18 protein-coding genes and 1 pseudogene are annotated in these 24,274 nt (G+C 63.8%); all 19 read left to right on the top strand.

Going from position 1 to position 24,274, the window contains the following annotated elements:
• Window positions 1-104 precede the first annotated feature (104 nt).
• Complete coding sequence (locus tag DW178_RS05335; protein WP_118350073.1) at window positions 105-1,448, top strand: glutamine synthetase family protein; 1,344 nt, start codon at window positions 105-107, stop codon at window positions 1,446-1,448.
• A 37-nt stretch (window positions 1,449-1,485) separates the two neighbouring features.
• Window positions 1,486-2,157 carry a winged helix family transcriptional regulator gene (locus tag DW178_RS05330; protein WP_042433833.1) on the top strand — a complete coding sequence of 224 codons (672 nt, stop codon included), beginning with the start codon at window positions 1,486-1,488 and terminating at the stop codon, window positions 2,155-2,157.
• 99 nt (window positions 2,158-2,256) lie between these two features.
• Window positions 2,257-4,887, top strand: coding sequence for a DNA polymerase I (gene polA / locus DW178_RS05325; protein WP_118350052.1), 2,631 nt, complete (start codon window positions 2,257-2,259; stop codon window positions 4,885-4,887).
• A gap of 223 nt (window positions 4,888-5,110) precedes the next feature.
• Window positions 5,111-5,416 (top strand): 50S ribosomal protein L21, encoded by a 306-nt coding sequence (gene rplU, locus DW178_RS05320; protein ID WP_118350051.1) that lies wholly within the window; start codon window positions 5,111-5,113, stop codon window positions 5,414-5,416.
• A gap of 18 nt (window positions 5,417-5,434) precedes the next feature.
• Window positions 5,435-5,686 (top strand): 50S ribosomal protein L27, encoded by a 252-nt coding sequence (gene rpmA, locus DW178_RS05315; RefSeq protein ID WP_042433844.1) that lies wholly within the window; start codon window positions 5,435-5,437, stop codon window positions 5,684-5,686.
• 120 nt (window positions 5,687-5,806) lie between these two features.
• Complete coding sequence (gene obgE, locus DW178_RS05310) at window positions 5,807-7,201, top strand: GTPase ObgE (protein ID WP_118350050.1); 1,395 nt, start codon at window positions 5,807-5,809, stop codon at window positions 7,199-7,201.
• Window positions 7,201-8,343, top strand: a complete 1,143-nt coding sequence (proB, locus tag DW178_RS05305) for a glutamate 5-kinase (protein WP_118350049.1) — start codon at window positions 7,201-7,203, stop codon at window positions 8,341-8,343. The genes obgE and proB overlap by 1 nt, the downstream gene beginning before the upstream one ends.
• Before the next feature lie 48 nt (window positions 8,344-8,391).
• A complete protein-coding gene (locus DW178_RS05300; protein ID WP_118350048.1) occupies window positions 8,392-9,699 on the top strand; it encodes a glutamate-5-semialdehyde dehydrogenase in 1,308 nt (435 codons plus the stop codon).
• 1 nt (window position 9,700) lies between these two features.
• On the top strand, window positions 9,701-11,101 hold the full coding sequence (nadD, locus tag DW178_RS11525; RefSeq protein WP_286168525.1) for a nicotinate-nucleotide adenylyltransferase: 1,401 nt from the start codon (window positions 9,701-9,703) through the stop codon (window positions 11,099-11,101).
• 44 nt (window positions 11,102-11,145) lie between these two features.
• On the top strand, window positions 11,146-11,583 hold the full coding sequence (rsfS, locus tag DW178_RS05285) for a ribosome silencing factor (protein WP_042435097.1): 438 nt from the start codon (window positions 11,146-11,148) through the stop codon (window positions 11,581-11,583).
• Window positions 11,584-11,863: 280 nt separating this feature from the next.
• Window positions 11,864-14,389 (top strand): AfsR/SARP family transcriptional regulator, encoded by a 2,526-nt coding sequence (locus DW178_RS05280; RefSeq protein WP_158574073.1) that lies wholly within the window; start codon window positions 11,864-11,866, stop codon window positions 14,387-14,389.
• 265 nt (window positions 14,390-14,654) lie between these two features.
• Window positions 14,655-17,465 carry a preprotein translocase subunit SecA gene (gene secA / locus DW178_RS05275; protein ID WP_118350046.1) on the top strand — a complete coding sequence of 937 codons (2,811 nt, stop codon included), beginning with the start codon at window positions 14,655-14,657 and terminating at the stop codon, window positions 17,463-17,465.
• Between the two features lie 93 nt (window positions 17,466-17,558).
• Window positions 17,559-18,659, top strand: a complete 1,101-nt coding sequence (prfB, locus tag DW178_RS05270; RefSeq protein ID WP_118350045.1) for a peptide chain release factor 2 — start codon at window positions 17,559-17,561, stop codon at window positions 18,657-18,659.
• Between the two features lie 158 nt (window positions 18,660-18,817).
• Window positions 18,818-19,645, top strand: coding sequence for a transketolase (locus DW178_RS05265; RefSeq protein ID WP_118350044.1), 828 nt, complete (start codon window positions 18,818-18,820; stop codon window positions 19,643-19,645).
• Window positions 19,646-19,648: 3 nt separating this feature from the next.
• Complete coding sequence (locus DW178_RS05260; RefSeq protein WP_114621185.1) at window positions 19,649-20,614, top strand: transketolase family protein; 966 nt, start codon at window positions 19,649-19,651, stop codon at window positions 20,612-20,614.
• Between the two features lie 56 nt (window positions 20,615-20,670).
• Window positions 20,671-21,513, top strand: coding sequence for a cell division ATP-binding protein FtsE (ftsE, locus tag DW178_RS05255; protein WP_042433871.1), 843 nt, complete (start codon window positions 20,671-20,673; stop codon window positions 21,511-21,513).
• Window positions 21,506-22,414, top strand: coding sequence for a permease-like cell division protein FtsX (gene ftsX / locus DW178_RS05250; protein ID WP_118350043.1), 909 nt, complete (start codon window positions 21,506-21,508; stop codon window positions 22,412-22,414). Before ftsE ends, ftsX begins: the two co-directional genes overlap by 8 nt.
• A gap of 16 nt (window positions 22,415-22,430) precedes the next feature.
• The gene (locus DW178_RS05245) at window positions 22,431-23,720 is read left to right on the top strand and encodes a S41 family peptidase (RefSeq protein WP_118350042.1); all 1,290 of its coding nucleotides are present in this window, start codon (window positions 22,431-22,433) and stop codon (window positions 23,718-23,720) included.
• Window positions 23,721-24,274 (top strand): annotated as a pseudogene (locus DW178_RS11520) (3'-5' exonuclease); the annotation flags it as partial.

The following is a 24,274-nucleotide window of genomic DNA, read 5'->3' as shown; positions in this document are numbered from 1 at the left end:
AATGCGCGTAACGTGTTGGCAACATGCGCTGATATAATCATCCTTTAAGAAGTTGTCAGGATCCGCGCCGCTGCATGGCCTGGCGCGCGAAGGAGGAATCGTCCATGGCTTCCAACCCGGAACAGGATTTCGTTCTGAAAACCATCAAAAGCCGCGATGTGCACTTCGTGCGCTTCTGGTTCACCGATGTGCTCGGCAGCATGAAATCGTTCGCCGTCATCCCTAGCGAGCTTGAGGACGCTTTCGCCGACGGCATGGGCTTCGACGGCAGCTGCATCGAGGGCTTTTGCCGCACCGAGGAATCCGATATGTTGGCGTTTCCCGACGCCTCCACGTTCCAGGTGCTTCCGTGGCGCCCGGAGAGCAACGCCGTGGCGCGCATGTTCTGCGACATCCGCACGCCCGATGGCAAGCCCTTCGAGGGCGACCCGCGCCATGTGCTGGCGCGGGTGGTGGGCAAGGCGCAGGACATGGGGTACGTGTTCAACGTCGGCCCCGAGGTGGAGTTCTACTACTTTAAAGATGCCGAGGGCACCGAGCTGTTGGATCGCGGCGGCTATTTCGACCTGACCAGTTTGGATTACGCCAGCGACCTGCGACGCGACACCGTGCTCACCCTTGAGAAGATGGGCATCCCGGTGGAGTACAGCCATCACGAGAACGGCCCTTCCCAGCACGAGATCGACTTGCGCTTCACCGACGCCCTGTCCATGGCCGATGCGGTCATGACCTACAAGCTGGTGGTGAAGGAGATCGCCATGAAGCACGGCGTGTACGCCTCCTTCATGCCCAAGCCCCTCTCCGATGCGCCCGGCAGTGGCATGCACGTGCACATGAGCCTGTTCGATTTTGATGGCAGCAACGTGTTCTTCGACCCTGATGACCCGCAAGGCTATCATCTGTCGGCAACCGCGAAAAGCTTCCTCGCGGGCATCTTGAAGTACGCGCCCGAGTTCGCCCTGATCACCAACCCCTGCGTCAACTCCTACAAGCGCCTGCTCGCCGGCGGCGAGGCCCCCATCTACCTTTCCTGGGCTCGCGCCAACCGTTCCACGCTCGTGCGCGTGCCCGGTTATCGTCCTAATCGCGAGATGGCGTGCCGTCTGGAGCTGCGCAGCCCCGACCCCAGCGCCAACCCCTACCTCACCTTCGCGGTCATGCTGGCGGCGGGCCTGGCCGGCATCGAGGAGGGCCTTGAGCCCCCGGTGCCCGTCGAGGACCGCGACCTGTTCACCCAATCGCGTCAGGAGCTGCTCCGTCAGGGGTTCCGCACGCTTCCCGAAAGCCTTGGCCAGGCCGTCGAGCTGTTCAGGCGCTCGAAGCTCATGCGCGAAACGCTGGGCGACCACATCTGCGATTACCTGGTGGAAGCCAAGCAGGCGGAGTGGGACGAGTACCAGTCCAACGTGTCCACCTGGGAGCTTGACCGCTACCTGGCGGTTTTGTAGAGGTGCGCGGGATGCGACGTAAGGAGGTGCGCTAACAATGAGGAAAACGGTCATATTCATCGCCGACAGCCTTGATAACGCCCATAAGTTCCAGCAGGTGCTCTCAGGCCTGGACGTCGATGTCGCGGCGGGGTCCTCGGTGCAGTTTAAAAAGCTGCTGTCCCAGCATCCTTCCTACGACCTGGTCATCTACGAGGCGCGCGCCGATGCGCTCGCAACCTTGTCGCAGGTGGAATCGGTGCTGCTCGAGGACGGCTCGGCATCGCTGCTGGTCATCGTCAACGAGGCGCAGCTTCCCGAGTTCCGCCTTCCCGTGCAGGTGAAAAGCGATTTCGTGGTGCACGGCGCCGGCAGCGAGGAGTGCGCCGCGCGCATCCGCCAGCTTCTGTGGCCCGGCAACGAGAGCACCTCGACCGATTTCGTGACGGTGGACAACATGACCATCAACCTGGCAACGTACCAGGTGACGGTGGGCGGGGAGCCGCTTGACTTCACGTACCTTGAATACGCGCTGCTGGCCTTTTTGGTCACCCATCCGGGCCGCACGTACAGCCGCGATGCCCTGCTGCGCCGCGTGTGGGGCTTCGATTACTACGGCGGTAGCCGCACCGTCGACGTGCACGTCAGGCGCGTTCGCGCAAAGCTCGGCCCCGAGCTTTCGCAGCATCTGGAGACGGTGCGCGGCGTCGGCTACCTTTGGAGCGCGTAGCGAAGCGGGCAAACGGTGCTTGTCTGATGCGGTTGGCGCCGCTTTCCCTTCGTCGCTTATATAATGGTGGGAAAGCGCAACCAACCTGAAGGAAGCCTTATGCCTGAGAAGAAAGTGGCCGTCATCGACGGCAACTCGTTGATGCACCGCGCCTTCCACGCGGTGCCGCCGACCATGAACGCCCCGGACGGCACGCCCACCAACGCGGTGTTTGGCTTCATAGCCATGCTGCTCAAGTTCATCGACATCTCCAATCCCGACGCCATCGTGTGCGCCTTCGATGCCGGGCGCCCGAAGTTCCGCACCGAGGCGCTCGAGCAATACAAGGCCCAGCGCCCTCCCATGGACCCGGGCCTGAAGGCGCAATTCCCCATCATCGAGGAGCTGCTCGAATCCATGAGCATCCCCGTGGTGCGCGTGACGGGCTGGGAGGGCGACGATATCCTGGGAACCGTTGCGGCGCGCGACGAGGAGCTGGGCTATCGCACGCTGCTGGTCTCGGGCGATAAGGACGTCTACCAGCTGTGCTCCGAGCTCACGCACGTGGTCACCACGCGCAAGGGCATCACCGACGTGGCCATCTACGGGCCGGGCGAGGTGCGCGAGCGTTACGGCGTGGAGCCTTCGCAGTTCCCCGATTTCCTGGGGCTCAAGGGCGACAGCTCCGACAACATCCCCGGCGTGCCGGGCGTGGGCGACAAAACGGCGGCGAAGCTGCTGGGCGCCTACGGCAGCCTCGAGGGCATCTACGAGCATATCGACGAGCTTCGCGGCAAGCAGAAGGAGCGCATGGAGGAAAACCGCGAGGCGGCGTTCACCAGCCGCAAGGTGGCAACCATCGTGCGCGACCTGGATTTCCCCTTGGACCTCGAGGGCGCGGCGTTCCCCGCGTTCAGCCCCCAGGCCGTCACCGAGGCGTTCTCGAAGTATCGCTTCAACTCGCATCTGACGCGCGTTCTCAAGCTGGTGGGCGAGGCCCCCGAGCGCGAGTCCGCCGCCATCGAGGTGGGCCAAGTTCTGCACGGCGAAGAGGCCGAGAAGCTTGTGGATGCGGTCTTGGAATCGGGCGAGCAGGTGGGCGTTGCCATCGTCGATCCCGAGCAGGAGTCGCTGTTCGGCGGCGGGTCGGTCGTGGCGGTGTCCGCTTCGCAGGGCTGCGCCGTGTTCACCGACGACGCGGCGTTTTCCCAGCTTGCGCGTTTGGTCGCCGGCGGTAACTTCGCCGCAATCGATGTCAAGGCGGCGGTGCATCGCGTCTATCCGACCGACAACGCCCTTCCCGCGCTGGTCGACGATGGGCAGCTCATGTCCATGCGCACCTTCGACCTGGGGCTTGCCGGGTACGTCTTGAACTCCTCGGTGTCCGAGTATACCTACGATGTGCTGCTCGACACCTATATGGGCGGCGTGCTGCCCGTGGCGAAAACCGAAGAGCAACGCGCAACCGCGCAGGCTGCCGCCGCGCGCACCCTGGTCGGCCCGCTTACCCGCGCCCTTGAGGACGAGGGCTCGGAGCGCGCCTATTTCGATATCGACCTGCCGCTTGTGGCGGTGCTCGCCATCATGGAGCGCACCGGCGCGGCCATCGACGTCGAGCGTCTTGCGCAGCTGGGCGCCTCCACGGGCGAGGAAATCGAGGGCCTGCGAACGCAGATCTTCGAGCTTGCCGGCCAGGAGTTCAACGTGGATTCCCCCAAGCAGCTCGGCCACATCCTGTTCGAGGTGCTTGGGCTGCCCGCGCGCAAAAAAACCCAGCGCGGGTACTCTACCGACGCCAAGGTGCTTAAAGACCTTGCCGAGATCCACGAGCTGCCCGCCCTCGTTCTGCGCTATCGCGAGCTGGCGAAGATCAAGTCCACCTACATCGACGCCCTGCCGCGCATGCGCGCCGGCGACGGGCGCGTGCACTCCAGCTTCAACGAGACCGTCACCACCACCGGGCGTTTGTCCTCATCGGATCCCAACCTGCAGAACATCCCCGTGCGCACGCAATTCGGGCGCCATATCCGCGAGTGCTTCGTCCCGCTTGAGCCGGGATGCAAGTTCCTCTCGGCGGACTACTCTCAGATCGAGCTGCGCCTGCTCGCGCACCTCTCAGGCGACGAGGCGCTCGTCCAGGCGTTCACCAGCGGCGCCGACTTCCACGCCTCCACGGCGTCGCGCGTGTTCGACGTGCCCATCGACCAGGTCACGCCCGAGCAGCGCAGCCGCGCCAAGGCGGTGAACTTCGGCATCGTCTACGGCCAGCAGGCGTTCGGGCTGGCGCAAAGCCTGGGAATCTCCATCGCTGAGGCGAAGGGCATGATCGACCGTTACTTCGAGGTGCATCCCGGCGTGCGCGCCTATCTCGATGAAACGGTCGAGCAGGCCCGCGCCAACGGCTATGCTCAAACCATGTTCGGGCGAAAGCGCCATATCCCCGAGCTGCGCGCCGCCAACGGCAACACGCGCGGCTTCGGCGAGCGCACCGCCATGAACCACCCCATGCAGGGCAGCGCTGCCGACATCATCAAGCTTGCCATGCGCCAGGTGCAGGAGCGCCTCATGAAAGAGGGCTTCAAGGCCCGCTTGCTCGTGCAGGTGCACGACGAGCTGGACTTCAGCGTGCCCGATGGGGAAGTTGAGGCGCTCTCGGCCATGGTCCGCGACGTTATGGAGCACGTGGCCGAGCTGAAGGTGCCCTTGCTCGCCGATATCTCGGCTGCCGATACCTGGGCTGAAGCGCACTAGCTTGTGGGCATTCCGTGAAGCGGGGTGGCGATGCGGAAAAAGCGGGCAACGCCGCCGCGTGTGTCCACAACATCTGGTATCATATCGAATGTTGTGCCCGAGGAGGCGCAGCGGAAATAAGTGCGATGATACGCGGAGACTGTGCATTCGATCACTTCGTTGACTTGCTACGGTCGCGCTGCTAAGCTATCGCCTTGCGTTTATTTCGAAAGTAGGAGAAAACATGTACGCAATCGTGAAAACGGGCGGCAAGCAGTACAAGGTTGCCGTCGGGGACAAGCTCAACATCGAGAAGCTGGACGCCGAGGTCGGCGCCACCGTCGAGCTTCCGGTCATCTGCTTCGTCGACGGTTCCACCGTCGAGGCCGATCCGGCCAAGGCAGCTGCCAAGAAGGTCACCGCTGAGGTCGTCGAGCAGTTCAAGGGCCCCAAGCAGCTGGTGTTCAAGTTCAAGAAGCGCAAGAACTACAAGAAGCTGCGCGGCCATCGCCAGCAGCTCACGCGCGTTGAGATCAAGTCCATCGCTTAATTGTAAGGAGGGAATGAAATGGCACATAAGAAAGGTCTCGGTTCTACCCGTAACGGCCGCGATTCCCACGCAAAACGACTGGGCGTGAAGATGTTCGCCGGCCAGCAGATCAAGACGGGCCAGATCATCGTCCGTCAGCGCGGCACCAAGTTCCATCCCGGCGACAACGTCGGCCGTGGCAAGGACGACACGCTGTTCGCTCTGTGCGACGGCACGCTGGAGTTCACGCGTGGCGTGAAGCGTCGCGTGCATGTCCGCCCCCAGGCGTAGCACAAGCCGCACACGCGTGCGTGGCATCTATGCATTCGCGAAGCCCCCTGCCTTGCAGGGGGCTTTTTTCGTATACAATCAGGGGATACACGCAATCCTAAAACCGATGGAGGTCACATCGTGTTCATTGATAAGGTCCGAATCCACGTCAAGGGCGGCGACGGCGGCGCCGGCTGCATGTCGTTTCGCCGCGAGGCGCACGTGCCCAAGGGCGGTCCCGACGGCGGCGACGGCGGTCATGGCGGCAACGTGGTGCTCGAAGCCGATGCCAGCGTGTCCTCGCTGATCGACTACCGCTTCAAGCACCACTTCAAGGCAGAGCGCGGCACGCACGGCAAGGGCAGCCGCATGCACGGCGCCACGGGCGACGATCTGGTGCTCAAGGTGCCGGTGGGCACCGTGGTCCACGAATACTTCGAGGAATCCAAGGAAACCGGCGAGCTCATGGCCGACCTTACCCACGACGGCGAGCGCATCACCGTGGCAGACGGCGGCATGGGCGGCCGCGGCAACATCCACTTCGTCACCTCTACGCGTCGCGCGCCGGCGTTCGCCGAGCTGGGCGAGCCTGCGCAGGAGCGCTGGATCGAGCTTGAGATGAAGCTTATGGCCGACGCGGCGCTTGTAGGCATGCCCTCTGCCGGCAAAAGCTCGCTTATCTCGAAGATCTCGGCGGCACGCCCGAAGATCGCCGATTACCCGTTCACCACGCTCGTGCCCAACCTGGGCGTGGCGCGCTCGGGCGATTTGAGCTTCGTCGTGGCCGACATCCCCGGTCTCATCGAGGGAGCGCACGAGGGGCGCGGCCTGGGACACGAGTTCCTCCGCCATATCGAGCGCACCGCGCTCATCGTGCACGTGGTCGACCTCACGGGCGACTGGGAGGGCCGCGACCCGCTCGATGATTACAAGATCATCAACAACGAGCTGGCGCTCTACGCCGACGAGCTGGCGGCGCGCCCGCGCATCGTGGTGGCGAACAAGATCGACGTCGCGGGTACCGAAGAGGCGTTGGAGCGACTGAAGGCCCAGGTCAAGGCCGATTCCATCGCGGCTGCCGGCGGCAACGAGTTCGCGCCGAGCCCCATCGACCCAAAGGTGTACTGCATCAGCGCGCTTACCGGCGAGGGCGTGGACAGTTTGAAGGCGGCCATCGCCAACCAGGTCCACGAGCTTCGCGAGCAGGCTCGCCAGGCCGAGGCGTCCGACGTGCAGTACGAGCACGTTTGGGAGCTCAAGCGCGAGGCCCGCGACAGGCGCTTCACCGTGCGCAAGCTCTCCGAGGGCGTGTTCCGCGTGGTGGGCGCCCAGGTCGAGCGCATGGTGGTGCAGTGCGATTGGGAAAACGAGGAGGCCGTGGTGTTTCTGCAGCACCGCCTCAAGCGCGTGGGCGTCGAGGAGGCGCTCGAGAAGGCGGGCGCCGTCGATGGCGACGAGATCCGCATTTGTGGGCGCGCCTTCGAGTTCGAGTCTACCAGGACGGCCGCCGATCTGTTCGAGGAGCTTGATATCTAATGGAGCAGCTGGATGCTAGGGCGGGCGCCGCACGGCGCCTGGTCATAAAGATCGGTTCTTCGACGCTCACCACGTCGGAGAGCAGCATCGATTACGAGTACCTGGCGGCGCTTGCCGACCAGATCGCAAAAGTGCGGGCCGCTGACTGGCAGCCCGTCATCGTGACGTCTGCCGCCATCGCGTGCGGCCTTGAGGCCCTGGGCATCCAGAAGCGTCCCAGCGACATGCCAAGCTTGCAGGCTGCGGCGTCGGTGGGGCAGTCGGCTTTGGCCACGGCGTATGCCGAGGCATTCGCGGCTCACGGCATCGTCACCTCCACGGTGTTGCTCACCCGCCGCGATACGGCAGATCGCCATGCGTATCTGCATGCCCGCAACACGCTTCTGCGCTTGCTGGAGCTGGGCGTGGTGCCCATCATCAACGAGAATGACACCATTGCCGTCGAGCAGATCAAGTTCGGCGACAACGACACGCTCGCCGCGCTGGCCGCGTGCTTGATCGATGCCGACCTCATGGTCATCCTTTCGGATATCGACGGCCTTTACGACGGCAATCCGAACACGAACCCCGATGCCAAGCTCATTCCTCATGTGGAAAGCATCGGGCCTGAGATCCTGGCGGTCGCCGGCGGCGCCGGTTCCACGGTGGGCTCGGGCGGCATGATCACCAAGATCAAAGCCGCGCGCGTGCTCATGGTGGCCGGCATCCCCATGGTCATCTGCTACGGTCGCCAGCCCCATGTGGTCGAGGATGCGGCAGCGGGCAAGGCCGTCGGCACGCGTTTCTCGGCGTTGGAGAAGCCCCACGAGATCACGCCCCGCAAGCTATGGATCGCCCTTGGCGACTCGGCGCGCGGCGCGGTGGTGGTCGACGAAGGTGCGAAGTCGGCGCTCATCGGGCACGGCAAATCTTTGCTTTGCGTGGGCGTTGCCGGCGTCGAGGGTCGTTTCGAGGCCGGCGACATCGTCGACATCAAAGACCTTGCGGGCCATCTGTTCGCCCGCGGCCGCGCGGCGTTCTCCGCTGACGAGGTGGAGCTTGCCTGCGGCAAAACGCGCGAGGTGCTCGAGCGCAACCGCCTGCTCGCCGCACTGACCCAGCGTCCGTTGGTGCACCGCGACGAGCTGGTGGTCTTCGAATAGGGGCCTTTCGCCCCGTGCTTTGGATATACGACAGAATGTGAGTCGATCATGCTGGAACAGGAAGTGCTGGCGGTCGCGCAGGCCGCCAAGAATGCTAGCCCGGCGCTCGCGCAGGCTACCGCGCAGGAGCGTAACGCCGCCCTGACCGCTATGGCTCGTGCCTTACGCGATCGGTCCGGCGCCATCGTGGCCGCCAATGCCCAGGATATGGACGCAGCGCGTCAAGCCGGCACCAAGGAAAGCCTGCTCGATCGCCTGATACTCGACGAAGGGCGCGTGATGGCCATGGCCGACGCGCTCGAGGACCTGGTGGCGCTTCCCGACCCGCTCAGCCGCGTGTTCGATTCGCGCACGCTCGACAGCGGCATCCTACTCTCGCGCGTGGCGGTCCCGCTCGGCGTGGTGGCCGTCGTCTACGAGGCACGCCCCAACGTCACTGCCGATGCTGCGGGCATCTGCCTGAAGTCGGGCAACACTTGCGTGCTGCGCGGCGGTTCCTTGGCGGCCAGGTCCTGCGCCGCCATCGCGCATGTGCTGCACGATGCGGCGGTTTCGGCTGGCATGCCCGCCGGTTGCATCGGCATCATCGAGTCCACCGATCGCGCCGCGGCCGACGTGCTCATGGGCCTGCGAGGCGTGGTCGACGTCCTTGTGCCGCGCGGCGGTGCGGGCCTTATCGCCCATTGCGTCGATTGCGCGAAGGTTCCCGTTATCGAGACGGGAACGGGCAACTGCCATGTGTACGTCCACTCCACGGCCGACTTCGATATGGCGCGAAACATCGTCGTCAACGCCAAGTGCCGTCGCTATGGCGTGTGCAACGCCTGCGAGACGCTGCTCGTCGACGAAGCTGTGGCCGAGCGCTTCCTGCCGGAATTGTTCGGCATGCTCGCAGACAAGGGCGTGCGCATCCATGGCGACGAGCTTGCGTGCAAGGCCGCCCTTGCTGCCGGTGAAAAGCGGTTACCGACCGATGCTGCGCTGCAGGTAGAGCGCGCTTCCGAGCGGGATTGGGAAATGGAATACCTTTCCCCTGACTTGGCCGTGCGCTGCGTCAGCGGCCCTGAGCAGGCCATCGCCCATATCAATCGTTACGGCACGATGCACTCCGAGGCCATCGTCGCCGATCCGAAGCTTCCCGAAGGCGCGGCCGCCATCGAGCGGTTCGTCAACGAAGTGGATGCGGCGGCGGTGTACGTGAACGCCTCAACCGCGTTCACCGATGGCGGCATGTTCGGCCTGGGCGCTGAGATCGGCATCTCCACGCAGAAGCTTCACGTGCGCGGTCCCTTCGCGCTCGAGGGCCTGACCTCGTACAAGTACGTGCTGCGCGGCTCGGGGCAGGTGCGCGCCTAGGATGGGCCTTACGCAAGCCAGCGCCGAAGCCGGGTGTGTGCAAGCGGCGGCTGCGCCCGTGGTCTGCGAGCGCTTCGACGATCTTGGGGCCGACGGCAGCCCAGTGCGCCTCGGCATCATGGGCGGTACGTTCGATCCCATCCATATCGGGCATCTGGCCTGCGCCGAGCAGGCGCGCGAGGCGTTCGATCTGGATGCGGTGGTGTTCATCCCCGCGGGAAAGCCGGCGTTCAAGCTCAAGCGCGACGTCACGCCCGCCGAACAGCGCTTCGAGATGTGCCGCCTGGCGGTTCACGGCAACCCCGCTTTCGATGTCAGCCGCATCGAGATCGACCGCCCGGGCGTCACCTACACGGCTGATACGCTGCGCCAGCTTCGTGAACATTATCCGGGAAACGTGGCGCTGTTCTTCATCACGGGCGCGGATGCGGTATGCTCCATCTTGAAGTGGCGCGAAAGCGCAGCTATCGCCAGCATGGCGGAGTTGATCGCCGCAACGCGGCCGGGATACGCCCTTTCGGAGGAAACCCGGCTTACCATAGAGCGGTCGGGCAACTTCCGCATTCACATGCTGGAGGCGACGGGGCTGGCCGTGTCGTCAAGCTACCTGCGCGCCCGCGTGCAAGCGGGCCTGTCCATACGTTATTTGACGGTGCAGCGGGTGCTCGACTATATTGCCGCCCATGGGCTCTATGGTTGGAAGCGGAACAGGGAAGCGGTGTGCGAAGTGAGCGAAGTCGAACCGGATCGAAACAGGGCAACGGAGCTGGGTGCGGCAGACGTTCTCGGCGATGCGTTTTACCAGGCCCGACGCGAAGACCTCGCGCATCGCGTGAAACGTAGCCGGTTCGAGCATTCCCTGGGGGTCTCCGAGACGGCGGCGCGCATGGCGCGGGTCTACGGGCAGGATGAACGTCTGGCCCGTCTGGCGGGGCTTTTGCACGATTGGGATAAGGGCTACGACGACGAGGGCATCCGCGCCCGCGCGGTCGAGCTCGGCATCGCCGATCAGCTGGCAAGCTATCTGGATATGCCCCATCTGCTGCACGGCCCTACCGCCGCGGCAGCGCTGGCCAGGGAATTCCCTGAGCTTCCGGCGCCGTTGCTGCAGGCCATCCGCTTGCATACCACCGGGGCCGTAGGCATGTCGCCGCTCGACCTTATCGTGTACGTGGCAGACGTCATCGAGCCCGGGCGCTATTGCGCGGGGGTCGACAAGCTGCGCGATATGGTGGGGAAGGTGGAGCTTGAGGAGCTGTTCATGGCAACGCTCGTATACGTGGTGGGAAACCTCATCGAGCGTCGCAAGCTCATCCATCCCGATACCGTGACCGTTTGGAACTATTACGTGGCACGCGCACGTGAGCGCGCCGCCGCAAACGATGCGAAAGGAAGCAAGTGAACGAGGCAGTGGACAACAACGCCCCCATCAACCAGGGCGTGGATATGTACGGACGTCAGAAGCCCGACCTTCTCAGCCCGCGCGAGTGCGCCATCATCGCCGCACAGGCCGCTAACGAGAAGAAGGCCACCGATATCATGGTGCAGCAGGTCGGCGACCTGATCGGCGTCACCGAGTACTTCGTCATCTGCACGGCGTCGAACAACCGTCAGGTCGATGCCGTGGTCGACGAGATCGAGGAGCAATGTCGTCTGCGCGGCGGCGCGAAGCCCTATCACATCGAGGGCACGGCCGACGGCACGTGGTCGCTGCTGGACTACGGCAGCTTCATCGTGCACGTGTTCCAGCCCGAAACGCGCGATTACTATCGCCTGGAGTCGCTGTGGAATGACGCGCCCCTGGTCGATCTGGAAGGGGAGGCCGGCTTGACCGATCTGACCTATTCCGAGCGCATCGCCAAGCTGGTTGGCCGCGAAGCGTAGCGTATCATCCCCACAACCGTTCAAGGCGCCGCCGGTGCCGTTAGCAGATGCCCGCACGTCGCAAGGAGTGCGGGCATCGTTGTATCCGGACCTCGAATCTGTTGTGAGTTCGCTTTGTGATACCCACAACATATAGTTTGAACAATCCTATGGTTTGTGAATATATATGAAATCACCTTGCATTATCGAATTACCGGCTCTTGTCGACATCAATATATTGCGGTATGGTGACGGCAGCACAGGCCAAGCATCCGATCCCGTCTTATAGGGGGTTTGCAGGATGCTGTCCTTTTTAGCTCAATCGGCGTGCCGTGGTAACCGGCCGTCCAGGTTCTCTTCTTTGCGCGCGTATCCGCGCCCGGCGCTGGTGGCCAAGCTGTTGCGTGAGCGCAACGTCGCGCGGTTCATGGTGGCCCCGTCAGGTTTCGGGAAAAGCACTCTAGCACTTGAATACGCTGAAACGGTGTTCGCGTTCGACCACGTGTTCTGGATCGATTGCGCCAGCCCGTGCTTTTTGCGCGATCTAGACGCGCGCGGCATCGTCGATGGTCTCGTCGAAGTCGACGACCAGTCCTTTCTCGCCGTGTTCGAGGATGTCCCGCCGCTTGATTCCCTGCGAGCCGAGTTGTTCGGCGCCGTTCTCGATGATCTGCTCGACCGAGGTTGCGAGGCGCTCATCACCTGCACGCCGGCGGCCGATGTGTTCGCCGACCAGACCGATCGCATGCTCGTAGGTGCGGGCGACCTGCTGCTCAGCGACGAGGAGGTGGATTTCGCGCGCCTGCCTTCCGACATCGCCGAGACCCCGGCGCACGATGTCGCGCGTTGCAGCCGCGTGGCGGCGCTTGCCTGGGGAGAGTCCGTATCGCCTGCGTTTTTGGAGCTTGCCGCGTCCGAGGAGCTGCCCGCTGATGTGATGGCGGCTCTGTTCGCCTTGCTGTGCCTGGGGTCGGGAAGCCTTTCCGACGCCAGGCGCATCGTCCGTATCGACGATGAGGTGGCGGAGCTTTTGGAGCGAAGCTATGTTTACGTGGGCGTTGATCGCGTGCGCGGCACGTTTTGCGCGGCTCCGTTCGGAGTGCCCCAGATCGCCCAGGCGTTCTCGGACAGGCTGGCGAATCTCGGTGCGAGCGCGCATGAGGATGCGGGCGCGTTCGTGTTGCGATTGGCAGAGGCTCTCATGGACGCTGGGCGCTGTGCCCGGGCTTGCGAGGTCATGCGTTGCTTGGCATCCGCTCACGTGCGCTGCACCTGGCTTGCTTCGCAAAGCCGCCGGCTGCGCGATGCGGCGTGCCTCCTGAATGCGCGCACGTTATATGCAAGTTTGGATTTCCGTCAGCTTGACGCCCAGCAGCATCTTGAGGAGGCGGTGCGCTGCGCGCTGCTGGGCGAGAACGTGGCGGGCTGCCTTGCGGCGCGTCGCGCCCTTGCCTGCGGCGCCGACCCTGCGCAGCAGGCGGTGGCGCAGCTCGTGCAGCTTTCCGGCTCGGTGGGGGAAGCCGCTGCCGCATGCGTGTCGGCCATACGCGAGCTGGGCGATGGGCCGTTTCCCCATCTGAACGCCATGACCTGCGTGGTCGATCCGGCGTTTGACGAGGACATCCTTCCCGCGCAGGCGTGGCTTATGGCGTTCGAGGGGGCGGAGCTTGCGGAAGGCGCGCTGCTGTGCGCCGCGAAGCTGCTTGACGATGCGGGCGGCTCCGAGGGGTTGCTGGCGGTGCAGCTGGCCGAGCGCGTGGCGGCCGCGGTCGCCCGCGACGTTTCCCGGGCGTTTGCCGCAATCGGGTCGCTCACGCTTGCCCAGGCCCTTGCGGCTTGCTCGTTCTCGCGCGTGTTGGAGCGCGGATACTTGGATATGCCGGGCTTGGACCCCCGCTGCGCAATGGCGGCGAACAGGCTTGAGAGGGCCCTGTCCATGCAGCGCATGGAGTGCGAGCGCGCTCGTGCCCGCAAGCTGCGCTCCCGCGCGTCGTTCGAGAGCACGCATCCCGATGCGTTTCGCAAAGTGGCGTGGGGGACGGCGATGCCCGCAATGCCGGCGCCGCCGCGCCTTACCGTGAACCTGTTCGGCCGCTTGGAGGTGAAGGTGGGCGATGTTGCGGTCGAGTCGGGGCACCTTTCGCGGCAGAAGGTTCGCTCCCTGCTTGCCCTGCTCGTGCTTAACCGCGGGCGCGACGTGTCGCGCGATCGCCTGGCTGCGCAGCTCTGGCCCGAGTCGAGCGCGTCATGCCGGCGAAAGAACTTCTATGCCACCTGGTCGCAGCTGCGCTCGGCGCTTTCGACGCCCGACGGAGATTGCCCCTACCTTATCAGGCATCAAAACGGCGTGTGCATAGAGGCCCGTCTGCTGGCAAGCGACGTTCTCGAGCTTGAGGAGGTATGTCGCGCGTTGCTGTTCAACCGTCCAGGCCGCGGTGGATGGGGCCACCTGTTCGCGCGCGTCGAAGATTCGTTCGCCGACGAGCTTCTGCCGGGCGACGATGGCTGCGATGTCATCGACGGGCTTCGCGAGGATTGCAAAAACCGCCTGGTAGATGCCCTGGTGGCGGCATCAGGGAAGCTGCTTGATTCGGGCGATCCCCGGGAGGGCCTGTGGTTCGCCCGTGCGGCGCTTTCCCGCGACGATTCGCGCGAGGACGTGTATGTGGCGCTCATGCGCGCCCAGATAGCCTCGCTGCAGCGCACCGCGGCGCTGCAAACCTACTTCGCCTGCCGGCGGTATCTGGCCGACGATCTAGGCATCGACCCTTCGGCCGAGACGATGCGGCTGTACCGATCCATCATCGAGGTCGAGGAGCGCGTGTAGGGCGCCATCGCTGCAAGGGCTTGCAAGCTCGCGTCTTTGCAGCGATTTATGCGGGCGGTCTCGTTTCGGTGCGCGTTTGGGTGAAGCGCGCAGGGGGAGCAAGAGCTCTACGAGGGCAAACCCCTGCGAAAAGCTGCGCGGCGCTGCGAAGAAGCTGTGCACGTCGGTTAATGGAACCTAGCTAAATCGAGAATATGTTAGAGTGAGTTGATTGAACGAACCCGCGCCGGCGTACAGGGCCGGCGCTGAAAGGAATGGCGCTCATATGGCAGGTTTCCTCTCCAAGCTGCTCACGTTCGGCGAAGGCAAGCAGCTGAAGAACTACCAGGCCCTGGCCGACAAGATCGGCGGCCTCGAGCCCGAGATGCAGGCTAAATCAGACGAGCAGCTGCGCGCGTTCACCGACGAGCTGCGCGGTCGCGTGCAGGCAGGCGCCTCCACGGCAGACGTGCTGCCCGAGGCGTTCGCGGCGGTGCGCGAAGCGTCGGTTCGAACGTTGGGCATGCGTCACTTCGATGTGCAGCTCATCGGCGGCATGGCGCTCAACGACGGCCAGATCGCCGAGATGCGCACGGGCGAGGGCAAGACGCTCGTGTCCACGCTTGCCGGCTATCTCAACGCCCTTGGCGGGCAGAACGTGCACATCGTCACCGTCAACGACTACCTGGCGCGCCGCGACAGCCAGTGGATGGGGCAGGTGTATGAGTTTCTGGGTATGAGCGTGGGCCTTATCCAGAACGGAATGCGCCCCGAGGCCAAGAAGCTCGCCTACCAGGCCGATGTCACCTACGGCACTAACTCCGAGTTCGGCTTCGACTACCTGCGCGACAACATGGTTACGCGCACCGACGCCCGCGTGCAGCGCGGCCATCATTTCGCCATCGTCGACGAGGTCGACTCCATCCTCATCGATGAGGCCCGCACGCCGCTGATCATCTCCGGCGCCGGCACGCGCGCCGCCGACACGTACAACAAGTTCGCCCGCGTCATGCCCGCCTTGAAGCTTGACGAGGACTTCGAGATGGACGAGGCGAAGAAGACCATCAACGCTACCGAGTCCGGCCTCACCAAGATCGAGACCATGCTCGGCATCGACGACATCTATGCCGACCCGTCCGGCCAGCTGCCCAATCACCTGCAGCAGGCGCTCAAGGCGCAGTTCCTGTTCCATCGCGACGTCGATTACGTGGTCGTTAACGGCGAGGTGAAGATCGTCGACGAGTTCACGGGCCGCATCATGGAGGGCCGCCGCTACTCAGAGGGCCTGCATCAGGCGCTCGAGGCCAAAGAGCACGTGCAGGTGCGCGAGGAGAACCAGACGCTTGCCACCATCACGCTGCAGAACTACTTCCGCCTCTACGACAAGCTCTCGGGCATGACGGGCACGGCTATGACCGAGGACGCCGAGTTCCGCCAGATCTACAAGCTGCCGGTCGTGGCTATCCCGCCGAACAAGCAGGTAAAACGTATCGATGAGGACGATCTGATCTATCGCACCGTCGATGCGAAGTTCCATGCCGTGGCCGATGACGTGGCCGTTCGCCATCAGGCCGGTCAGCCTTGCCTTATCGGCACGGTGTCCATCGAAAGCTCCGAGAGGCTCTCGCGCCTGCTCGACAAGCGCGGCATCAAGCATGAGACGCTCAACGCGAAAAACCACGAGCGCGAGGCCCATATCATCGCCCAGGCCGGCCGTGTCGGCGCCGTCACCATCGCCACGAACATGGCGGGTCGCGGTACCGACATCCTGCTCGGCGGCAACCCCGACGTGCTCGCCGACGACGTGCTGCTCGAGCGCGGCCTCGATCCCGATCTCGAGCCAGGCATGCAGCCCGCCGACGAAGGCGGCCTGCCGGCGCCCTCGGAGGGTCAGCGCAAGGAGGCGCTCGACATCGCGCGCGCAACGTGCAAAGCCGAGCAGAAGCGCGTCTTGGAAGCCGGCGGCTTGTGCGTCATCGGCACCGAACGCCACGAAAGCCGACGCATCGACAACCAGCTGCGCGGCCGTGCCGGCCGTCAGGGCGACCCGGGCACCACGCAGTTCTACCTGTCGCTCGAAGATGACCTTATGCGTCTGTTCGGCGGTTCGCGCATGGATAAGATCGGCGCCATGATGGAGAAGACCAACATGCCCGACGATATGCCCATCCAGGCATCCATGGTGTCCAAGGCCATCGAATCCGCTCAGCGCCAGGTTGAAAGCATGCACTTCGCAGCGCGTAAGAACGTCCTTGAATACGACGACGTCATGAACCTGCAGCGCAAGGCCATCTATGAGGAGCGCAACGCCATCTTGGACGGCAAGGACATGGAGGGCCGCATCCCCGAGATCGTGGCCGATGCCGTCGAGGCCGTGGTGGAGGAGAACTGCCCCGAGAAGCTGCCGAGCGACGACTGGGATTGCAAGGCGGTCGATCTGTGGGCGGCGTCTATGACTGGCCTTAACGACTTCCATGCGGCCGAGGTCGATCACGATGACGATCCGGCGCAGGTGTGCGAGGCGCTTGAGGCATATCTGGACGGCGTGGTGGCGCAGAAGACCGCCGAGCTTGGCGAGCCCATCATGCGCATGCTGGAATCGCAAGTTATGCTGCGCATCATCGATCGCAGGTGGATGGCGCATCTGCAGGATATGGACTACCTGAAAACCGGTATCGGCCTGCGCGCCTTCGGCCAGCGCGACCCGTTGGTTGAGTACAAGAACGAGGCCTACCGTGCCTTCAGCAACCTGACGCACTCCATGTACGAGGAGTATCTGCGCACCCTGCTGCGCCTGCAGGTGGCGGCATCCGCCGCTCCGCAGATGCCCGCCGAGCCCAATCCGCTCGAGGGCCGCGTGAGCTATTCCAACCCCGAGCAGGCGCTCGGGCAGACGGGCGTGGGCCACGCCGTCGCCCAGCAGCAGGCTGCCCGGCGCGCTCAGCAGGCGGCGGGTTCGGCGCCCAAGCCCGCGCCGGCGAAACCCCAGACCTACGTCAAGGATAAAGACGATCCGTTCGCCAACGTGGGACGCAACGACCCTTGCCCGTGCGGGAGCGGCCTGAAGTTCAAGAAGTGCCACGGCAAGGATAGGTAGCCCGAACCGGCGTCTTCGAAGGCGCGAAGAAACTATGCACTCCAACGCCCTGCACGCAAGCGCGGGGCGTTTTGCTGGTAGTATGGAATAACTATGGCAGATAAAGAACTGAAAGATATCGAACAGGTTGCCCAGCGCGTCTCCGATGCGCACGGCTTCCTGCACATCGATGACAAAACCGCCCAGCTCACGGCGCTCGACGCGCAGATCGCGCAGGCGGGCTTCTGGGACGATGCGCAGCGCGCGCAAATCGTGTCGAAGCAGGCAAGCTCCCTGCGCGACACCATCGATGCGTACAACGCCGCAGTCTCGTTGCTCGACGACGCCCGTGCCGCGCACGAGCTGGCAGGGGAGGATCCCCTGTTCGCCGAAGAGGTGCAGCAGACCCTTGAAACGCTTGACGGCAAGCTCGACGCCCTTGAGGTGGAAAGCTGGTTTTCCGGGCGTTTCGACGACGGCGACTGCATCCTCACCGTCAGCCCCGGTCAAGGCGGCCTGGAAGCTCAGGACTGGACCGAGATGCTGTACAACATGTACAGCCGCTATGCGGACTCGAAGGGCTGGAAGGTCAAGGTCCTCGACCTGGTCCCCGGTGCGGAGGCCGTCGGCCTGAACAAGGCCACCCTGCAGATCGAAGGTCGTTTGGCTTACGGCATGCTGCGCAGCGAGAACGGCGTGCACCGCCTGGTGCGCATCAGCCCCACCGACGTCAAGCAGCGCCGTCATACCACCTTCGCTGCCGTCGAGGTGCTTCCCGTGCTCCCCGACGATATCGAGGTCAACCTCGATATGAACGACGTGCGCGTCGACGTGTACCGTTCCAGCGGACCGGGCGGCCAGTGCGTCAACACCACCGACTCGGCCGTGCGCTTGACGCACATGCCCACGGGCATCGTGGTCACGTGCCAAAACGAGAAGTCGCAGCTGCAGAACAAGGATGCCGCCATCCGCGTGCTGAAATCCAAGCTCTATGAGATCGAGCAGCAGAAGCGTCGCGACCAGATCGACGAGCTGCGAGGCGAGCGCATGGAGAACAGCTTCGGCAGCCAGATCCGCAACTATGTGCTGTTCCCGTATCAGCTGGTCAAGGATGTGCGAAGCGGCGTGGAGACGGGCAACGTGGATGCGGTGCTCGACGGCGACATCGACCAGTTCGTGGTGGGCTACCACAAGTGGCGCGTGTCGCAGGAGTAACTCTTAACGTGCTTGCGGACGCATGAAGCGGCTTGGAGCACCGTCCTCTTACCGGCGCAACGCCGCCGATAGGGGAGCCATGGTATAGCGATAGCGGGATGCGGGAAGCTGCGTTCCCTGTTGATAGTGAAAGCGTCAAAACGACGAAAGGACAAGCAATGACCGAGCTTGAGCAGCGGGCATGCGATATGCGCATCGACATCGTGCGCATGATCGCCGAGGCGGGAAGCGGACATCCCGGCGGCTCGCTTTCGTGCACCGACATCCTCACCGCGCTGTATTTCGGCGGCGTGATGGATTATGATCCGGAGCAGCCGAAGTGGGAGGACCGCGACCGGTTCGTTCTGGCGAAGGGTCATGCGGCGCCCGCGCTCTATGCGGCGCTCGCGCATGCCGGCTATTTCCCGCGCGAGGAGCTCAAGACGCTGCGTAAGCTGGGCACGCGCCTGCAGGGCCATCCCGACTGCAACCTGTGCCCGGGCGTCGAGGTTTCCACCGGTTCTCTCGGCCAGGGCCTGTCCATCGCCGCCGGAATGGCCGCCGGCCTGAAGCTGGCGGGCAAGCCCCAGCGTGTGTTCTGCCTGCTCGGCGACGGCGAGTGCGAGGAGGGCCAGGTTTGGGAGGCCGCCATGTGGGCCGCCCATGAGAACCTGGACAACCTTGTGGCCATCGTCGACCGCAACCATCTGCAGATCGACGGCGACACCGCCGATGTGTGCGACCCCGGCGACATGTGCGCCAAGTTCTCCGCGTTCGGCTGGGAGGCAAGCCAGGTTGACGGCCACGACATCGACGCGCTCATCAAGGCTCTCAACGCCGCCAAGTGCGCCGCCGACGGCCGCCCGCATGTTCTCGTGGCCAACACCATCAAGGGCCGCGGCGTGTCGTTCATGGAAAACCAGGCTGGTTGGCACGGCAAGGCGCCCAATGCCGAGCAGACCGAGCAGGCTGTGGTCGAGCTCGAGGCCGCACGTAAGGAGGCATAAGCGATGGTTACGCTTGCAAACGCAGAACAGTCCCAGGTCAAGCGCGCCACGCGCGCGGCTTACGGCGTAACGCTGGCGGAGCTCGCCGGCGAAGGCGTGCCCGTCGTCGCCGTCGATGCCGACCTGACCGGCTCCACCACCACGGCCAAGTTCGCGAAGGCCGGCTACGCCGACCGTCTGTTCAACTGCGGCATCGCCGAGCAGAACATGGTCGACGTGGCGGCAGGTCTTGCGACCACCGGCAACATCGCGTTCACCGGCAGCTTCGCCGTGTTCGGCACCGGTCGTGCCTATGATCAGATCCGCAACACCGTGTGCTATTCCGATCTGAACGTCAAGATCGCCCCTACGCACGCCGGCGTGTCCGTGGGTCCTGACGGCGGCAGCCACCAGATGCTCGAGGATATCTCGCTTATGGCAGGTCTTCCGCACATGCGCGTGCTCGTGCCGGCCGACTACGCCGCAGCAGTCGCCGCCATTCGCCTGGCCGCCGAAACGCCGGGCCCGGTGTATGTGCGCATGGGCCGCGCCAGCGTTCCGGCCGTGTACGCCGACGGCGTAGAGCTCGAGCTCGGCCGCGCCTACACGCTGCGCGAGGGCTCCGATGTCACCATCGTGGCCTGCGGCGTTGAGGTTGAGCAGGCCTTGGCCGCCGCCGACGAGCTTGCCGCCGAGGGTGTGTCCGCCGAGGTCATCGACGCCTTCTCCGTCAAGCCCCTCGATCGCGCCACCATCGTGGCGTCCGCTCGCAAGACCGGCCGCGTGGTCGTCGCAGAGGAGCACAGCATCCACGGCGGCCTGGGCACGGCCGTGTCGCGTGCGCTTGCCGAGGAGTGCCCGGTGCCCATGCGCTTCGTGGGCATGGACGACCGTTTCGGCAAATCCGGCGAGTTCGAGGAGCTTATGGCGTACTTCGGCTTGGACTCCAAGGCGATTGTCAAAGCTGTGAAAAGCCTCACGCTCAAGTAGGGCATCTGATAGAATCGTCTTCGTCTCAGTACATCACTACATGAATGGAGCAAACTGTGACGAACGATATGAGCCATGCGGCTCCCGTGCGCCCGCAAAGGCGTGCAGGCGCCCATGCTGCGCCGCCGCGACAGGTGACATCGCAGCTGTCCGCGTCGCTTCCGACGCTTGAGATCGAAGATACCCCGCAGCAGTCGGGTACGCCCGTCATCACGTTCGACCATGTGACCAAGGTGTACCCGGCTCAGCCTAACAAGCCCGCCCTCAACGACGTCTCCCTGCAGATCTTCGCCGGCGAGTTCGTGTTCTTGGTCGGTCATTCCGGTTCCGGCAAAACCACCTTCATCCGCATGCTCATCCGCGAGGTCAAGCCCACGCAGGGCCATATCTACATCGCCGATGAGGATCTTGCGAACATGCGCAACTGGCGCGTGCCGTATCTGCGCCGCAACATCGGCTGCGTTTTCCAGGACTTCAAGCTGCTTCCGAACAAAACGGTGTTCGAGAACGTGGCGTTCGCGCTCGAGGTAATCGGCAAGTCCCGTCATGTCATCAAAACGCAGGTCCCCGAGGTTCTGCGTCTGGTCGGTCTGCAGGACAAGCTCAACAAGCGCCCGGATCAGCTTTCCGGCGGTGAGCAGCAGCGCGTGTCCATCGCGCGCGCCATCGTGAACCGTCCTCCCATCCTTATCTGCGACGAGCCCACGGGAAACCTTGACCCGCAAACCTCGCGCGGCATCATGGACCTGCTCGAGCGCATCAACCGCACCGGCACCACGGTGGTCGTGGCAACCCATGACCGCGAGATGGTGGATAACATGCGTCGCCGCGTTATCGCGCTCGACCGCGGCAACCTGACGCGCGACCAAGATCGAGGGGTGTACGGTTTCGATGTCTAGTTTCTTCTATTTCCTCAAAGAGTCGCTGACCGGCTTCACGCGCAACCTTTCCACTGCGCTCGGCTCCATCGTCACCATCTTCCTGTCGTTGCTCATCATCGGCATCTTCTTGGTGGGCGGTTCAGTGGTCAACAATGTGGTGAAGTCCGTGGAGCAGGAAGTAAACATCACGGTCTGGATCGCCGATAGCGCATCCAGCTCGGATGTGCAGTCGCTGCAATCCGACATCAAATCCATGTCCTCGGTCGCCAACGTCAGCTACACCGATAAGGAGCAGGCGCTGGAGAACTTCAAGTCGTCTTCCAGCTCTGATATCGCCGAGTCGCTTGACGGGCAGAACCCGCTGCCAGCTTCCATCGACGTAGAGTTGTCCGACCCGAAGATGGTCGAGGACGTTGCCTCCCAGATCGAGGCGAACAAGACGTTCCAGAAGATCTGCGACAACCCCTCCGACCCCTCCGATTCGCTGCGTTACGGCGAAAAGACGGTCGACCGCCTGTTCCAGCTGACCAGCTATGTGCGCGTTATCGGCGTGGCGCTTGTGGGCCTGCTCATCTTCATCGCGCTGGTGTTCATCAACAACACCATCCGCTTGGCCATTTTGGCTCGCCGCAAGGAGATCGCCATCATGCGCTTGGTGGGCGCTTCCAACGGGTTCATTCGAGGGCCGTTCCTCATGGAGGGCGCGCTGCACGCTATCGTCGGCGCTGCGCTTGCCATCGGCACCCTCGAGGTCCTGCGCAATGTGGCCCTGCCTAAGCTGCAGGATGCGCTGACGTGGCTGCCCATCGACCTTTCCGCTGGCACGTTCGCTATGTTCTATGTGATGCTTGCGGTGTTCGGCCTGGTCATCGGCTTGATCGGCTCGGCATTCGCTATGCGTCGTTATCTGAAGGTGTAGCGCTTGAGGAGCATGCATGCCAAGGCATACCGATAAACTTGCCAACATGGCGGCGTCCGCGCGCAAGGCGCGGGCCCGCAACATAAAGCTCGCGAAGCTATTTAGCTTGATCATCGTCGTAGCCGCCGCATTTGTCGGCGGCTTCGCCGTTCGCGGAGACATGGAGCTGCTCGATGCGCTGGGCCTTTCGCAGCTCACGGGCACCCAGGACGCGAAGGCGAAGGCTGCGCAAACGCAGCAAACCTATAACTCGCTTTCGGCTCGTGTGGGCGAGGTGGAGACCATCGTGAACAAGGACAGCCTTGATTCCTATGATCTAGACACCGCCACCACTAAGATGCTCGATGCGTTCGCCGTGTCCACTCAGGACCCGTATCTGCGCTATTACGATGCAAGCCGCTTCGCTGCTTCCTCGTCTACCTCCGACGCCTCCGACAACGGCGGCGGCATCGGCGTGCTGTTCAACGAATACAACGGCAGCGCCTACGCGGTCGACGTGTTCGAGGGATCGCCGGCGCAGATGGCCGACGTGCGAACCAATGACGTGGTGGTTTCCATTGATGGCGACCGCAGCCACGCTTGGTCCGCATCCGAGGTCACGCAGGCCATCAAGCGCGATCAGGGCTCTCAGGTGGTCATCACCTGGAGACGCGGCTCTTCGCTTGACGACATCAAAGGCACCGAGTTCACCACCACGCTCACCGTCACGGACCAAACGGTCAAAAACGTCGCCACCGAGCTCACGAACAACGTCGGCTATATCCAGCTGAAGCAAATCACGCAGAATTCCGCCCAGCTCGTGCGGCAGGCCATCGTCGATCTGGATGCAAGGGGGGCGCAATCCTATGTCCTGGACCTGCGCGACAATCCCGGCGGATACCTCACGCAGGCCGTTGACATCTCCAGCTATTTCATCAAAAGCGGCACCATTGTGCGCATCACCACGAAGAGCTCGGACGAGACCACGAAAAACGCCACGGGCGATGTGCTTACCGACAAGCCGCTGGTGGTGCTCGTTAACGGCAACACCTCGTCTTCGGCCGAGGTCATTGCCGCGTCGTTGAAGGATAACGAACGAGCTACCATCGTGGGCACCACTACGCTTGGCAAGGGCTCGGTGCAGGTCACCCATGAGCTCACGTTCGGCGGTGCGCTGCGCTATACGGCCGCGTACTACAAAAGCCCGCTCGATCATGACATCGATGGGCTGGGCATCAACCCCGACATCTCCATCGGCCGTTCCGACGATGACGACAATCAAAAGTCGTTGGCCATGGAAACCGCGCAATCCATGGTGCGTGAGTAGATGGGGCGCACGCGCAAGCACACGCGTCGCCGTCCGCGCCCCAATCCTCACGGCATTCTGGTGGTTCATGCGGGATCGTTCGGTTTTGTACGGACGGCAGAAGGGGAATACTTCATCCCGGAATCGAAGATGGCGGGGGCTTTCGACGGCGACCTGGTGGAAGTGGCACCGCTTCCCGCGCGCGGCGCGTCCGGCGGCGCGCATGCCGATCGGCCGGCGGCGCGCGTGCTGCGCGTCATCGACCGCGCGCACGATACCGTGGTGGGGCGCTATGAGGTTGCCGAGCCTTTCGGCGTGGTGGTGCCCGAGGATCATAATATCCCCTATGACATTTTCACCATGCGCGCCGATTCGCCGGATATCCCGGATAGAGCGCTTGTGCGCGTTCGCATGACGGCATATCCGTCTCGACACGAGGCCGCGTGCGGCGTTATCGAAGAAGTGCTCGGCATGGCTGACGAGGCAACTGTTTCCGTTGAATCCATCATCGCTCGCGCCAAGCTTGAAACCGTGTTTTCGGAAGGAGCTTTGGCGCAAGCCGATGCGGCGGTTCT

Origin of the sequence: Eggerthella sp. AM16-19, assembly GCF_003474385.1 — a bacterium.
Classification (GTDB): Bacteria; Actinomycetota; Coriobacteriia; order Coriobacteriales; family Eggerthellaceae; genus Senegalimassilia.
The sequence above is the reverse complement of the archived record's forward strand: the minus strand, read 5'-3'. Positions and strand labels throughout refer to the sequence as shown.

Excerpts from the sequence above, each read along its gene's own strand:
- ftsX (WP_118350043.1), top strand. The coding sequence starts at position 21,506 with ATGTCTAGTTTCTTCTATTTCCTCAAAGAGTCGCTGACCGGCTTCACG.
- DW178_RS05245 (WP_118350042.1), top strand. The coding sequence starts at position 22,431 with ATGCCAAGGCATACCGATAAACTTGCCAACATGGCGGCGTCCGCGCGC.
- rsfS (WP_042435097.1), top strand. The coding sequence starts at position 11,146 with ATGTACGGACGTCAGAAGCCCGACCTTCTCAGCCCGCGCGAGTGCGCC.
- DW178_RS05265 (WP_118350044.1), top strand. The coding sequence starts at position 18,818 with ATGACCGAGCTTGAGCAGCGGGCATGCGATATGCGCATCGACATCGTG.
- polA (WP_118350052.1), top strand. The coding sequence starts at position 2,257 with ATGCCTGAGAAGAAAGTGGCCGTCATCGACGGCAACTCGTTGATGCAC.
- DW178_RS05260 (WP_114621185.1), top strand. The coding sequence starts at position 19,649 with ATGGTTACGCTTGCAAACGCAGAACAGTCCCAGGTCAAGCGCGCCACG.
- DW178_RS05300 (WP_118350048.1), top strand. The coding sequence starts at position 8,392 with ATGCTGGAACAGGAAGTGCTGGCGGTCGCGCAGGCCGCCAAGAATGCT.
- rpmA (WP_042433844.1), top strand. The coding sequence starts at position 5,435 with ATGGCACATAAGAAAGGTCTCGGTTCTACCCGTAACGGCCGCGATTCC.
- DW178_RS05330 (WP_042433833.1), top strand. The coding sequence starts at position 1,486 with ATGAGGAAAACGGTCATATTCATCGCCGACAGCCTTGATAACGCCCAT.
- nadD (WP_286168525.1), top strand. The coding sequence starts at position 9,701 with ATGGGCCTTACGCAAGCCAGCGCCGAAGCCGGGTGTGTGCAAGCGGCG.
- proB (WP_118350049.1), top strand. The coding sequence starts at position 7,201 with ATGGAGCAGCTGGATGCTAGGGCGGGCGCCGCACGGCGCCTGGTCATA.
- prfB (WP_118350045.1), top strand. The coding sequence starts at position 17,559 with ATGGCAGATAAAGAACTGAAAGATATCGAACAGGTTGCCCAGCGCGTC.
- DW178_RS05335 (WP_118350073.1), top strand. The coding sequence starts at position 105 with ATGGCTTCCAACCCGGAACAGGATTTCGTTCTGAAAACCATCAAAAGC.
- rplU (WP_118350051.1), top strand. The coding sequence starts at position 5,111 with ATGTACGCAATCGTGAAAACGGGCGGCAAGCAGTACAAGGTTGCCGTC.
- secA (WP_118350046.1), top strand. The coding sequence starts at position 14,655 with ATGGCAGGTTTCCTCTCCAAGCTGCTCACGTTCGGCGAAGGCAAGCAG.
- DW178_RS05280 (WP_158574073.1), top strand. The coding sequence starts at position 11,864 with ATGCTGTCCTTTTTAGCTCAATCGGCGTGCCGTGGTAACCGGCCGTCC.